14 protein-coding genes, 1 tRNA gene and 1 other RNA gene are annotated in these 12,253 nt (G+C 51.5%); 6 read left to right on the forward strand and 10 right to left on the reverse strand.

Going from position 1 to position 12,253, the window contains the following annotated elements; all coding sequences use genetic code 11:
• Nucleotides 1-63: 63 nt before the first annotated feature.
• Complete coding sequence (locus BN3910_RS07210) at nucleotides 64-654, reverse strand: hypothetical protein (protein WP_066926004.1); 591 nt, start codon at nucleotides 652-654, stop codon at nucleotides 64-66.
• Nucleotides 655-960: 306 nt separating this feature from the next.
• Between BN3910_RS07210 and BN3910_RS07215 the strand changes: the two genes are divergently transcribed.
• The 3 genes from BN3910_RS07215 to BN3910_RS07225 all read left to right on the forward strand — a co-directional run bounded on the left by BN3910_RS07215 (nucleotide 961) and on the right by BN3910_RS07225 (nucleotide 2,929).
• Nucleotides 961-1,176, forward strand: coding sequence for a hypothetical protein (locus tag BN3910_RS07215; protein ID WP_066926007.1), 216 nt, complete (start codon nucleotides 961-963; stop codon nucleotides 1,174-1,176).
• A gap of 316 nt (nucleotides 1,177-1,492) precedes the next feature.
• On the forward strand, nucleotides 1,493-2,068 hold the full coding sequence (locus BN3910_RS07220) for a hypothetical protein (RefSeq protein WP_066926010.1): 576 nt from the start codon (nucleotides 1,493-1,495) through the stop codon (nucleotides 2,066-2,068).
• Nucleotides 2,069-2,365: 297 nt separating this feature from the next.
• Entirely contained in the window at nucleotides 2,366-2,929 is a 564-nt protein-coding gene (locus BN3910_RS07225; protein WP_066926013.1) for a GNAT family N-acetyltransferase, read from the forward strand.
• A 128-nt stretch (nucleotides 2,930-3,057) separates the two neighbouring features.
• Here BN3910_RS07225 and BN3910_RS08020 read toward each other — a convergent pair whose 3' ends face one another.
• Together BN3910_RS08020 and BN3910_RS08025 are read right to left on the reverse strand one after the other, a co-directional pair.
• Nucleotides 3,058-3,477 (reverse strand): C1 family peptidase, encoded by a 420-nt coding sequence (locus tag BN3910_RS08020; RefSeq protein ID WP_066926017.1) that lies wholly within the window; start codon nucleotides 3,475-3,477, stop codon nucleotides 3,058-3,060.
• On the reverse strand, nucleotides 3,470-3,826 hold the full coding sequence (locus BN3910_RS08025) for a C1 family peptidase (protein ID WP_066926020.1): 357 nt from the start codon (nucleotides 3,824-3,826) through the stop codon (nucleotides 3,470-3,472). Before BN3910_RS08025 ends, BN3910_RS08020 begins: the two co-directional genes overlap by 8 nt.
• A gap of 252 nt (nucleotides 3,827-4,078) precedes the next feature.
• Between BN3910_RS08025 and BN3910_RS07240 the strand changes: the two genes are divergently transcribed.
• The 3 genes from BN3910_RS07240 (at nucleotide 4,079) to ffs (ending at nucleotide 6,028) form a co-directional block, all read left to right on the forward strand.
• Nucleotides 4,079-4,915, forward strand: a complete 837-nt coding sequence (locus BN3910_RS07240) for a hypothetical protein (RefSeq protein ID WP_066926023.1) — start codon at nucleotides 4,079-4,081, stop codon at nucleotides 4,913-4,915.
• A 761-nt stretch (nucleotides 4,916-5,676) separates the two neighbouring features.
• A tRNA-Ser gene (locus tag BN3910_RS07245) sits at nucleotides 5,677-5,763 on the forward strand.
• Nucleotides 5,764-6,028, forward strand: an RNA gene (gene ffs, locus BN3910_RS07250) — signal recognition particle sRNA large type. It abuts the tRNA gene before it with no gap.
• 205 nt (nucleotides 6,029-6,233) lie between these two features.
• Here ffs and BN3910_RS07255 read toward each other — a convergent pair.
• The 7 genes from BN3910_RS07255 to BN3910_RS07285 form a co-directional block, all read right to left on the reverse strand.
• Nucleotides 6,234-6,662, reverse strand: a complete 429-nt coding sequence (locus tag BN3910_RS07255) for an aspartate carbamoyltransferase regulatory subunit (protein WP_066926026.1) — start codon at nucleotides 6,660-6,662, stop codon at nucleotides 6,234-6,236.
• Nucleotides 6,659-7,576, reverse strand: coding sequence for an aspartate carbamoyltransferase (gene pyrB, locus BN3910_RS07260; protein ID WP_066926308.1), 918 nt, complete (start codon nucleotides 7,574-7,576; stop codon nucleotides 6,659-6,661). Before pyrB ends, BN3910_RS07255 begins: the two co-directional genes overlap by 4 nt.
• A gap of 7 nt (nucleotides 7,577-7,583) precedes the next feature.
• Entirely contained in the window at nucleotides 7,584-8,252 is a 669-nt protein-coding gene (gene pyrE, locus BN3910_RS07265; RefSeq protein WP_066926029.1) for an orotate phosphoribosyltransferase, read from the reverse strand.
• A 117-nt stretch (nucleotides 8,253-8,369) separates the two neighbouring features.
• Nucleotides 8,370-9,062, reverse strand: coding sequence for an orotidine-5'-phosphate decarboxylase (pyrF, locus tag BN3910_RS07270; protein ID WP_066926031.1), 693 nt, complete (start codon nucleotides 9,060-9,062; stop codon nucleotides 8,370-8,372).
• 43 nt (nucleotides 9,063-9,105) lie between these two features.
• On the reverse strand, nucleotides 9,106-10,071 hold the full coding sequence (locus tag BN3910_RS07275) for a dihydroorotate dehydrogenase (protein ID WP_082790356.1): 966 nt from the start codon (nucleotides 10,069-10,071) through the stop codon (nucleotides 9,106-9,108).
• Nucleotides 10,062-10,817, reverse strand: coding sequence for a dihydroorotate dehydrogenase electron transfer subunit (locus BN3910_RS07280; protein ID WP_197457237.1), 756 nt, complete (start codon nucleotides 10,815-10,817; stop codon nucleotides 10,062-10,064). Before BN3910_RS07280 ends, BN3910_RS07275 begins: the two co-directional genes overlap by 10 nt.
• Complete coding sequence (locus BN3910_RS07285) at nucleotides 10,810-12,213, reverse strand: dihydroorotase (RefSeq protein ID WP_066926037.1); 1,404 nt, start codon at nucleotides 12,211-12,213, stop codon at nucleotides 10,810-10,812. Before BN3910_RS07285 ends, BN3910_RS07280 begins: the two co-directional genes overlap by 8 nt.
• Nucleotides 12,214-12,253 lie beyond the last annotated feature (40 nt).

A 12,253-nucleotide genomic window follows, 5' to 3' on the forward strand; every position in this document is an offset into this window, starting at 1 on the left:
CATATGTAAAAATGGCTCTCAAAAAAAATAGTGCGGTGTAGCCCGAAAGACACACCGCCTTTTTCATCTTTCCTGTTTCTCGGCCTTGAAGTCCGCGATCTGCTGTAAGATGGACGGTTTCTCTGTTGACTCCAACTCTTTAACCCGTTCATCCACGTCATAGGTGGACTCCAGATAATCGCTGTCCTGAAAGGCGTTGTCGTTCCGGTCGGGAATGCCATCGTTATCCATATCTTTGGCCAGCGGGTCTTCTACAAGTCGGGCGTTCTCAATCCGCCGAATGAGGTCATTGAGCTGACTTTCTTCGATGTAGACCAGGTCGTTGAAATCGGAGAGTTCAATCTCGTCTTTTATGTTGCGCAATGGGTCGATCTGTTCCTCGCCTTCGCGTGCAAAACTCTCCACGGCGACCGCCACCTCATCCACGTACTGCGTCCAGGTCTTGTCTTCCAGATTGAGTTCGTACTGAATGCTGTGTCGACCGTCCTCAGTTTCAGTATAGGCCAGTCCCACATGCCTTAAGTCCGGATAGAGAGTGTCAAACATATCCACCGTGTTGTTTTCATCATATTCACGGTTGCAAAATTCGATGATGGCAAGCTTGACGTCTTCGAGCAACGGAGAAGGATTTTTCAGTTCTTCCACTTCGCCCATATCGAGAAGCTTGTTGAGTTCGGCTAGAGATTAAATATAATAGTCCTGGTTCGGGTAACTACCTATCAGAACCCAATAGCTGGAAAGACTTCTCATGCTACTACAAGAAATATCGGAAGAAAACGCACTAAGCCGCCATTTCAAGAGATGGCGTGCCTTTAAGAAAGCCTATTGAAATTCGGCAACTTATAATTCCTTTAAAGAAGAGCTATTCCTTCACGTATTGCTTTATGGAAACGAAATTGATTTTGACTTATGATAAACGAAGACGTTTAGGTTTAAGAACGAAGTGAAAGAGGTGCAACAATGGCAAAAGTGAAACAGGAAGACGACGATCTTGAAGAAGTAACTGACGAAGAATTCGCCGAAATTTACGAAGAAGCTATGGCGGAAGCGGATAAAATGATTCAAGAGGTGATGGATCGCCCGTTAACGGCGGAAGAAAAAGCTTTTCTGGATGCCCTGGAAAATGCTAAAACCCAAGACGAAAAGATTCGACTTCTTAACGATCTTCACGCATAGAACGGCGAACAACAGAATACGGAATGAGCACTCTTTTTAGAGTGCTTTTTTCGTGCTGAGCAGTTGTTTCCGTGCTACGCTACAATAAATTATAAGACAATGCTCGGATGGGCAGGGGGAGAAACGATGCATCACAAAGGCACACCAATCATTGAAACGCCACGTTTAGTTTTAAGACCTTTTACGATGGACGGCGCATATCGGCGAAACGCAGGCGAATGTCTGGGACGAAGAAACGATTGCAGAATGTCAAAAAATGGGTATTCCTCTATTGTAGGACGATGCCCCTAGAACTCGTGAGCAAAAAGGAGGGCCTATGAAAAAGCGGATTTGGATGGCATGGGGTTGTATCTTGTTGCTGGTTCTGACGGCGTGCGGCGCGAATGCATCCCCCACGGAAGAAGCCAAGTCAACTGTCGAAGGATTCTTTCAGGCGTTTGCCAAGATGGATGCTAAGGAAATGGCCAAGTTCGTGCCAAAGGAGATGCGCGAAAAGCAGCAGAGCGCCGAAAAGGAAAGTTCAAGTTTGAACATGGACGATCCCAACGTGAAGAAGCAAGCGGATATGTACAAGTCGGTTTTTGCGAAAGTGCAAGCCGCTTACGTGAGTGGCGAGATCGAGAAAGGAAAGACGGAAGGAACGCTGACCTATAAGGTGATAGCCCCCAATATGATGGATCTTGCGTCCAAAATGATGAGCATTATCGGGCCGAATGGTCAGCCCGACTATTCGAAATTAGATCTTTCCACCGTTAAGACGGACGAAAAATCGCTTGATATCGACGTGAAATGGGAAGATGATCGCTGGGTAATTGCGGATCCGCAGACGCTCTTTATAAAAACCATGGGCGTTCAGGGCAATGTAACGGATATGATGCCCGCACAACCATAATCGGCACGGCCCGCGAAAGAAGTTCGTGGAGTAATGCAACGGCACCTTTGTAAACGATGTGAGATCAAAAACATGAGAGAGTTTTCTGTATGCTACCCTATGGATGGCGGGTTAACCCGCCATCCATAGGGTACGTTTTTTCATTGGCATTAACCTTTCTTTCTTTGTTTGGCGGATACTTTTTATGTACAGGATTCTCTCTCCCAGCTCCGCAGCACCGAGTTATGACAAATAGTTGTTTTCGTGCTACACTACAATAAATTAGAAAAAATGCTCGAATTGCCAGGAGAAGAAACGATGTACCACAAAGGCACACAAATCATTGAAACGCCACGCTTAATTTTAAGGCCTTTTACGATGGATGACGCAGAGGCAATGTTTCGCAATTGGAATGCCGACAAAGAAGTCACGAAGTTTTTGACATGGCAAGCAGTGAAATCGGTGGAAGAAACCAAGGCGGTTTTACAGTCTTGGGTGACATCCTATGCAGATCCTTCGTTTTACCAATGGGCCATTGAGCTCAAAGAGCTTCAGGAAGGGATCGGCTCTCTTTCGGTTGTCGGAAAAGAGGAAAGAACCGATACGGTCCATATCGGCTATGCGATTGGAAAAAAGTGGTGGCACAAGGGAATTACGACCGAGGCCTTCCAAGCGATCATTCCCTTTTTATTTCAGGAAGTTGGGGCGAATCGCATTGAATCTCAACACGATCCGAATAATCCGCATTCCGGGCAAGTGATGAAAAAGTGCGGATTGACCTATGAAGGGACGTTACGGCAGGCAGACAGAAATAATCAGGGCATCGTGGACGCGGCTATTTACAGTTTATTGAAAGAAGAATGGGAGCAGAGGAAAAAATAACCATCGCTATTTTCGGGCGACTAACTAAATGTGTTCGAGACTCATGTCGTGGCGGCATTGACGGTGAAGCATTTGGCGCGGAGTAGCGAGAGTATGCAGGCGCAGGAACAGGAATTCATTAACGTGTTTCATGCGTGAGGAGGAAAAGGAAGAAACAAAAGGAAAGGCGGCCATATGTGGGCCGCCTTTTTGAGGTCTTCCATGAGGACGTTGACGTAACGGACCGGATCGGCTTCGTAGATAGTGCCCGGATATTGGACGGTATAGGCTTTGCCGTAGGGCTTGTCTGCGGCAGGAGCATTGATGAGCGAAATCTTGTCGTCCATGTTCCAACCGACGTACTTGTTGAAGAATTCCTGCGGCGTAATGCCTTTGATGCGATGGAATTTCTCGTCTTCATCGCGATAGGAGAAGTCGAATTTCGTCGGTACTTCACCCAAGGCTTTGGTCAGAATGTTATAAATTTCATAGAGCATGTCATCCTTTTCGGCACGAAGAGCCTTCTCTTTTTTTGCCTTCTTTGTATTGCTGACGAATACGTCAAGCATCTTCACGCAGTCGCGTGGTCATGATGGCATCGAGCGTGCGGGAATTCGAGGAATGGAAGGTTTCCGGCATGACGCTCTTGGGCACCGCGCCGTATTTTTTCAATATTGCCATCACCGAAACGCGTGCTACGTTCAAAGACGCGAACATCCAGCAGCGACCGCTGCTCTTTTGGTTTGTGATATCGCCGCGTTTGGTTTCATCCGAAAACACGAAGTTGTGCTTTCTCAATACATTATTATTGAAGGAAGCTTTCTCAAAGCCCACCGAAGCAATGGCGTTTTTTACCCCTTGCGATTGCTTGTCTTCGGCAAAGCGCTTCGAAAATTTATCCAGTAATTTCTTATCCATTTGTACCTCCTTTATTTATCCTTCGTGAGTCATTCTGGACGAACAAGGAGGAAAGAACAAGACAACGCTTTGCGTTTACGCTTCTTCCGGCATATCGCTTGGAATGAGTCGCACAGAGTGGGTTTTTAATATGACAACAGTGTTTAAATTTTGGGACGCCTTGAGAAAAAATGCGGAGACAATAAGGGAAGGAGTGTTTTTCACTATGAGGGATGAGGAATGAAACTGTAACATCGCAATAGGAAGGTGAATATGGATTATTTGGAGATCGTTTTGCGCAGGACATTATTGAAGTATAAGAAAGCATGGAGTGAGCTGAAAAAAAGAGAATCGGCACTTTCTCGCACATCGATAAAGGGAAGACTGGTTATTTCAAAATCGCACAATCGCTATCAATTTTATTGGATAACTCGCAGCGATGAGGACGATACGGGCAAACAAGAAATCGTAAAACGTTACTTGGGAAGAGATAAAAACGAAACGGTGCGCATATTGGCGCAAAAAAGTTATGATATGGCAGCGCGTCGATTGCTCAGCAAAAGAATCCCACAATTGGAGGGGCTATTAAGAGACTATCAGTCAGGGGAATTAGATCTTCTCTACGAAATTTTACATCCCATGCGTAAGCGATCTGTGCAACCGTTGCTGCCAACGAATCAGCAACGAATGGATCAATGGAAAAATCAGGCCTTCCAACCGAAATCGACTCGCAATGTGCGTGAAAATCTTTATACCAATAAAAATGAAAAAGTGCGTTCCAAGTCGGAGAAGATCTTAGCAGATCTTTTTACTGCAAGGGGGATTGCGTATAAATATGAATGTTCCCTATATCTGCAAAATGGGATCTGCATCCATCCGGACTTTACGTTTTATCATCCGGAACGGCAAATTGAAATGTATTGGGAGCATTTCGGCATGATGGATGTTCCGGAGTATGCGAACAATGCGCTTCGCAGAATTGCACTCTATGAATCTGCGAATATTCATCCGGGCGATCGGTTGATCATGACTTTCGAGAGCTCGGAATGCACCTTGGATTTGCGCATTGCCGAAGAGCGCATTCAGCGATATTTATGGAACGGCCATTAGTGAGGAAAGAAGCGGGGTCAATGCTATTACCGTATAAAATGAGGTTGAGCCAAGAGGCTAAATGTAGCCGCTTCGCGTCGGGTTATGACCTTTCGTGTGCTCCCAGGCAAAGGGTTGGGGGTCGCAATTACGGGTCAAAATGGCGAAATGGGGAAATGATCCGTAAGCCCGTATGGAAAATTACGGACCAAAATCGTGAAATGGCAGAATGACCCGTAAAACCGTCGCCGCAATTACGGACCAAAATTACGAAGTGGGGAAATGACCCGTAAAGGGGTCGTCGTAATTACGGGTCGAAATCGCAAAGCGTAGAAATGACCCGTAAAGCCATCACCGCAATTACGGGTCAAAATGGCGAAGTGAAGAAGTGACCCGTAAATGGCTCGCCGCAATTACGGACCGAAATCGAGAAGTGGCGAAATGACCCGTAAAACCGTCGCCGCAATTACGGATCAAAATGGCAGAGTGGAGAAGTGACCCGTAAATGGCTCGCCGCAATTACGAGCCAAAACCGAGAGGCGACAAAATGATCCGTAATTTGCCCGCAGGAGCCTATAAGGAATCGGCCTGCGGCCGGTGTTTAGTAAAGAAGGAAGGCGGCCCAGCGGGCCGCCGACACTCTGCCCAGCAGGCCGTCGACCGCCTTTATAACCTTTGCTCAGCGGCCTGCCGACCGTTATTACACGAGCGGTTCGGATGGCACTTTGCATTTGACAGCCGCGCGCATTCTGTTATAATTCTATGGTAACGCGTTTTCGCGTGGAGAGCTGTCCGAGTGGCCGAAGGAGCATGATTGGAAATCATGTATACGGATTCCCGTATCGAGGGTTCGAATCCCTCGCTCTCCGTTGCACTATATGGGGAGTTAGCGGTGCCCTGTACCTGCAATCCGCTTTAGCAGGGTAGAATTCCCGGCCCCGGGGCAGAAGGTGAATCGCAGGTGTCGGTTGACCGTGCTGACGCCATGGTCTTGCACAATGAAGGCGCATGAACCATGTCAGGTCCGGAAGGAAGCAGCATTAAGTGTTTCTCTTCATGTGTTGCGAGGCAGCCATGGTTGAGCGGAAGACCGGCGTGCCGGATTTGTTGCCTGCCACAAAGCCGGGTGTGCGCACTTATCAAGAAGCCGAAAGGCTTCTTTTTTTGTGCCTGGAAGTCGTTAGCAAAGACAAAGCATGTGCCTGGCATTCGTCAGCAAAGACAAAGCATGTGCCTGGCATTCGTCAGCAAAGACAAAGCACGTGCCGGGCATTCATCAGCATATAAAAAGCACCCTGCTTTTCAGAAGGGTGCCTTTGCTTCCAAACAGTGGCAAACGCTACATCTCGTCCGGCTTGCCGATCGTTTCGCAATAGATGCAACGATAGGTTTTCGTTTCCGGATCGGTCAGGCGGAAGACATGATCCAGCTCCTGCTCGATGGACGTAATGCAGCGCGGATTGTGGCAATGCAAAATATTGGTGATGGTTTCCGGCAGTTTCGGATGCTTCTTCTCGACAATTTCGCCGTTGTGGACGATATTGACCGTGATGTGCGGATCAAAATAGCCGAGAAGGTCGAAATCGAGGTCGATGTGTTCGGCCACTTTTAGAATATCCTTTTGGCCGCGCTTGGAGCTGACGGCATTTTCGATGAGCGCAATCTGCGAGTTGAGCTTATCGAGGCCTAAGTAGTGATAGAGTACCATGCCTTTACCGACGGGAATGTGGTCAATGACAATGCCTTCGTGTAAATCGCCTAAAATCATGCTGTTACCCCCAATAATTTCATGATGAGTGCCATACGGATAAAGCGGCCGTTTTTCACCTGACGGAAATACGCGGCGCGCGGATCGCTGTCCACCTTGACGGAAATCTCATTCACACGCGGCAGCGGGTGCAGCACGCGCATCGTCGGCTTCGCCGTCGCCAGACGTTCCGGCGTAAGAATATAGGTATCTTTCAGGCGGATATAATCCGCTTCGTTGAAGAACCGTTCGCGCTGAACGCGAGTCATATATAGAATGTCCAATTCCGGCATGGCGTCGCTGAGTTTGCGCATTTCTTTGAACGGAATGCCTTGTTTTTCCAAAATTTCCGTGCGCACGTGTTCCGGAATGACCAGCTCTTCCGGCGAAATCAACACAAAGCGGACGTTGGGGTAGCGGCTCATGGCCGCGATGAGGGAATGGACGGTGCGGCCGAATTTGAGGTCTCCGCAGCAGCCGACGACCATGTTGTCGAGACGACCCATTTCGCGGTGAATGGTTAACAGATCGGTTAACGTCTGCGTCGGATGATTGTGGCCGCCGTCACCCGCATTGATGACCGGAATATCTACGGCACGCGAGGCGACAAACGGCGCGCCTTCCTTGGGATGACGCATGGCGATGATATCGGCAAAGCATTCTACGGTGCGTGCCGTATCCGCAACACTTTCGCCCTTGGCAACGGAGCTGGATGTGGCTTCGGAGAACCCGATCACATCGCCGCCCAGCGCGAGCATCGCCGACTCGAAACTTAATCGGGTACGGGTTGAGGGTTCATAGAATAGGGAGCCGAGCACGCGGTGTTTGCACACTTCCTGGAAGCGCACGGGATCGGCGATAATTTCCTCCGCCACCGCGATGAGCTGGTCAATCTCTTCGGTGGTGAGATCTTGGATGTCAATCAAATCCTTCATCGGCATTTCACTCCTCCTTCTGGTTTCGGGCGATGCCCGCCATCCACGATTCATCCGCGGGATGATCGCGAAATTGTTTCAACTGGGGAACCTGTTCGGCCGGAAGCCGTCCGGTGTGAACGGCAACATCCAAGATGGTGTCAAAATCGGTCAAACTTTCTATCGCGATTCCTTCCGCGGAAAGGGCATCGCGACTTTTTTGCATGCCATAGGTAAAGATGCAGACAATGCCCAGCACTGCCGCGCCGGCATCCTGCAAAGCGTGAACGACGTCTAATACGCTGCCGCCGGTGGAAATGAGATCTTCAATGACCACGACGCGTTCACCGGCCGTCAACTTTCCTTCAATACGGTTTTCGCGTCCATGGGATTTATTGCCGCTACGGACATAGCCCATGGGCAACCCCAGCAACGCGGCGGCCAGGGCCGCATGAGCGATGCCGGCGGTCGCCGTTCCCATGAGCATCTGCGCTTCGGGAAAGCGGCGCTTTACGGTATCGGCGATGGCCTGCTCCACCTGTTCACGCACGGTTGGTGCAGATAAAATCAGGCGGTTATCCGTATAGATGGGACTGTGGATGCCGCTTGCCCAGGTGAAGGGCAGTTCGGGGCGCAGAAAAACGGCACCGATGTCCAGTAAATCGCGAGCGATCGCTTCTCGTTGATTTCCTTCCATGGTTTCTCCTTCCTTTTCTTTCGATCTGCTATGCTTTCGGAGTTCGTCTCGATCGAAAGTACATTCGATCTTTGTTTTGCTGCAAGTAGCGTTTGCTGCAAGTAGCGAAACCGGCGTCTATTGTTCGGCTTTTCCGCGAAAAGCGGCGAGCGCCTGATGATAGGCGGCAACCGGATCCTCGGCCTTGGTGATGGAACGGCCGACCACGATGTAGTTGCTGCCAAGACTTTGGGCCATTTCCGGTGTCGTCACGCGCTTCTGGTCGTCTTTACTGCCTTCGGCAAAGCGAATGCCCGGCGTAACCGTCAGAAAAGCATCTCCGAGCGCTTCATGTACCATGGGCGATTCCAGCGGCGAACAGACCACGCCGTTAAGTCCGGAGGCCTTAGCTAACGAAGCATATTGCACGATGACGTCGTTGATATCACCGGCAATGCCCAATTCCCGATTCATGGTTTCCTGCGAGGTGGAAGTCAGCTGCGTGACCGCCAGCAAAATCCCATCGGGATAGCCTTCACGCGCAGCGCGCATCATGTCACTTCCTCCGGCGGCATGCACATTGGTCATATCCACCTGCAAGCGGTGCAGCTGACGCAAGGCGCATTCGGCGGTGTGGGGAATATCATGCACTTTCAGATCCAAAAAGATGGGATAGCCCAAATCTTTGATCTCGCGCACGATGTCCGCGCCCTCCGCGTAGAAGAGCTCCATGCCGATTTTCACAAACGGCTTTTCGTCGCGAAAGGAATGAAGAAACGTCATCGTTTCGTGGCGATCGGCAAAGTCTAAGGCGATAATGACCGATTTCATGTTACATCCTTTCCGGGGTTCGTGTTTCTGCTGTGACACAGGCTTACTTTTTTGAAGCGTTTTCGGGATGCGCTGTACCGATAATTTCCGACAGATTTTCCACACCCAGACGATCCGGCATGGCTTCGAGGTCGGTCAGCAGAGCATCCCATATGTCGGGATCCGCCAATCCGGAAGCTCCAATCTGCACGGCAGATGCACCGGCCATCATCATCTCGACGACATCTTCCGCCGTCTGCACACCGCCGCAGCCGATGATCGGCACCGAAACGGCTGCATACACGTCGTAGACCATGCGCAGCGCAATGGGGAAAATGGCGGGCCCGGATAGTCCACCGGTGCCGTTGGCCAGAAGCGGCGCGCGTTTTTTCCAGTCGATGCGCATCGCTTTGACGGTGTTGATGAGGGTTAACCCGTCGGCACCGCCCTCCACGGCAGCGCGCGCCATGGCGACAATATCCGTCACATTGGGCGTCAACTTGACGAAGAGCGGCTTATGAAGGACGGCTTTAACCGCTGCGGTCACCGCTTTCGCTGTTTCGGGATGTACGCCGAATTCCATGCCGCCGCTATGTACGTTGGGGCAGCTGATGTTGAGCTCAATCGCGGCAATCTGTTTCTGCGCGTCCATCTTTTTGGCTACATCGACATAGTCGTCCACCGAAAAGCCGGCAACGTTGGCGATCATGCCTTTGTGCGAAACAGCCGCCAGCTTCGGAAGTTCTTCGGCAATCACCCGGTCCACGCCGGGATTTTGCAATCCCACGGCATTGAGCATTCCCGAGGCGCTTTCCGCAATACGGGGAAGAGGGTTGCCGAATCGAGCTTCTCGCGTGGTGCCCTTCAGGGCAATGGTGCCGAAAAAATCCGGATCCAGCGCATCGGCACGTTCATAGCCGAAACCGTAACAGCCACTTGCCGGAATCAGCGGATTATCCAGGGTCAACCCCGCAAAGGAGACGGCAAGGCGCGGTGTTTTCCGCGCTACAATGCGTTCGTTCATGCCCATGGCAACTCCTCCTTTCGGAATACCGGCCCTTCTTTGCAGACACGGCGTGGACCGTTGGTCGTTTCCACCGTGCAGCCCATACATACGCCGACCGCACAGCCCATGCGCTCTTCTAAACTGAACGCACCGTCCATTCCCTTTTCCTGCATGGTGGCAAAAAGAGCGCGAAACATCGGCATCGGGCCGCAGGAATAGATATAGAGCCCTTCTGGACGATGCGTTTTGCAAAGTGCCTCCACGCCCGGAAGAACGGTTCCCTGCGTGCCGGTGCTCCCGTCCATGGTGAAAAGTTCTACTCGGCACCCCAGGGCACGAAAGTCGTCCGCGAGGAAAATTTCGTCTTTGGTATTGAAGCCCAAGAGCACCACGGGCGTCTTTTTCTGCGCAATCAAGGCTTTGGCGAGCCCGAAGAGGGGCGGAACGCCCACGCCGCCGCCGATCAATACCGGGGTCTTGCCCTCACTGTCGGAAAGCGTAAAGCCGTTGCCCAGACCGACGAGCGCATCCAGCGTTTCCTCGGTGATCGTGGACAAGGCGGCAGTGCCTTTGCCGACGACTTTATAAAAGAGGCGCAGTCCTTCGGCATCCCAGTCGCTGACGGACATCGGGCGACGAAGGAAGAAGCCGGGCAGACGAAGCGCCAGGAATTGTCCGGGCGTGTGCATGGCGTGAGTGTCTCCGGCCAGGCGAAGCTCATACGTGTCTTTCGCGACGAGACGGTGCGAAACAATGCGAAATTCAGTCAAGGCGGCGCTCCTTCCAGCTCGGATCTTCATAGGCGATCTCTCCGCCCACCAGCGTAGCCTGACATACACCGCGTACCGTCCAGCCGGCAAACGGCGTTGCCCGTCCTTTGGAAAGGAAGGTTTCCGGGTCGATGGTCGTAGCGGCGTTAAGATCCCAAATACAGAGATCCGCGGGGGCACCCGGTTCGATGCCGGTTGCGATGCCAATACTTTCCTTCGCTTCTTTAATAGAAGAAAGCGAGAAGGCTGTTGCCGGACCCAAACTCATCGCATGAAGCAAGCGTTCTAAAGAGAGTTTTCCCGTCAGCACCAAGCGTGTGTAGAGAACCGAAAAGGCGGTTTCCAGCCCGACGATGCCGTTTGCGCTATGCGCGAGACCGCGTGCTTTTTCTTCCTCGGCATGGGGCGCGTGATCGGTGGCGACGGCCAAAAGCGTTTCGTCCGCCAGCGCCTCTATGAGCGCCTCGCGATCCGCACCGGAGCGAATGGGCGGATTCATGCGAAAGCGCCCGTCGTCCTCGAGATCTTCATCGGTCATGGTGAGATAATGCGGCCCCGTTTCGCCGGTAACGGCAAGGCCCCGCTTTTTGGCGTCACGCACGAGCGCAACGGATTCTTTCGTAGAAATATGGCAGACGTGGTAGCGTGCGCCGGTTTCTTCGGCCAAGGCAATATCCCGTTCCACCTGTTTCCATTCACTTTCCGACGGATTGCCGGGAAGGTTGTGTCGCTTGGCGTATGTACCGTCGTGAATGACGCCGCCGCGCACGAGCGGAAGATCCTCGGCATGGGCAACAATAGGCTTTCCCAGCGCTTTTGCAGCCAGCATGGCTTCCCGCATGCGCGCACCGTTCGCCACGCCGACCCCGTCGTCCGTAAAGCCGACCACATAGGGAGCGAGCGCTTCAAAATCCGCGAGCGTTTCGCCCTTTTCTCCACACGTAATGGCTCCGTAGGGAAGCACATGCACGACGGCATGCTGCCGAATCACTTCACGTTGCGCTTCCAGGTTTTCCCACGAATCGGGAACGGGACGCAGATTCGGCATGGTACAGCATACGGTGTATCCGCCGTGCGCCGCTGCCTTACTGCCCGTCTCGATGGTTTCCTTATACGAAAAACCCGGTTCGCGGAAATGCACGTGCAAATCAACGAAACCGGGAAACAAGTGAAGGGAAGAACAATCCATCACGTATTCATGATTTTTTTGGGAAACTGCGAAATGATTTTGAACACCGTGGGCACGATTTTTAGAATCGCGGGAACAGGAAAGCGCTTCAGTGGAAAAAGACGAAGGATCGAGACGAACAATACGTCCGTTTTCAATGGTGACATCCATTCTCTGCAAATGATCCTGATAAAAGACCGTTCCATTCACGAGCTTCAGCTTGTTCATGGCCACTCCTTTCGCTTTTGCCGCAGCATAGCGGCTTATC

Origin of the sequence: Murdochiella massiliensis, assembly GCF_900059565.1 — a bacterium.
Taxonomy (GTDB): Bacteria; Bacillota; Clostridia; order Tissierellales; family Peptoniphilaceae; genus Murdochiella; species Murdochiella massiliensis.

Bases quoted from the DNA above. Each gene is read 5' to 3' on its own strand.
- BN3910_RS07215 (WP_066926007.1), top strand. From the start codon at position 961: ATGGCAAAAGTGAAACAGGAAGACGACGATCTTGAAGAAGTAACTGAC.
- BN3910_RS07285 (WP_066926037.1), bottom strand. From the start codon at position 12,213: ATGAACAAGCTGAAGCTCGTGAATGGAACGGTCTTTTATCAGGATCAT.
- pyrF (WP_066926031.1), bottom strand. From the start codon at position 9,062: ATGAAATCGGTCATTATCGCCTTAGACTTTGCCGATCGCCACGAAACG.
- BN3910_RS07210 (WP_066926004.1), bottom strand. From the start codon at position 654: ATGGGCGAAGTGGAAGAACTGAAAAATCCTTCTCCGTTGCTCGAAGAC.
- BN3910_RS07225 (WP_066926013.1), top strand. From the start codon at position 2,366: ATGTACCACAAAGGCACACAAATCATTGAAACGCCACGCTTAATTTTA.
- BN3910_RS07220 (WP_066926010.1), top strand. From the start codon at position 1,493: ATGAAAAAGCGGATTTGGATGGCATGGGGTTGTATCTTGTTGCTGGTT.
- BN3910_RS08025 (WP_066926020.1), bottom strand. From the start codon at position 3,826: ATGGATAAGAAATTACTGGATAAATTTTCGAAGCGCTTTGCCGAAGAC.
- pyrE (WP_066926029.1), bottom strand. From the start codon at position 8,252: ATGGAAGGAAATCAACGAGAAGCGATCGCTCGCGATTTACTGGACATC.
- BN3910_RS08020 (WP_066926017.1), bottom strand. From the start codon at position 3,477: ATGCTTGACGTATTCGTCAGCAATACAAAGAAGGCAAAAAAAGAGAAG.
- BN3910_RS07275 (WP_082790356.1), bottom strand. From the start codon at position 10,071: ATGGGCATGAACGAACGCATTGTAGCGCGGAAAACACCGCGCCTTGCC.
- BN3910_RS07255 (WP_066926026.1), bottom strand. From the start codon at position 6,662: ATGATTTTAGGCGATTTACACGAAGGCATTGTCATTGACCACATTCCC.
- pyrB (WP_066926308.1), bottom strand. From the start codon at position 7,576: ATGAAGGATTTGATTGACATCCAAGATCTCACCACCGAAGAGATTGAC.
- BN3910_RS07240 (WP_066926023.1), top strand. From the start codon at position 4,079: ATGGATTATTTGGAGATCGTTTTGCGCAGGACATTATTGAAGTATAAG.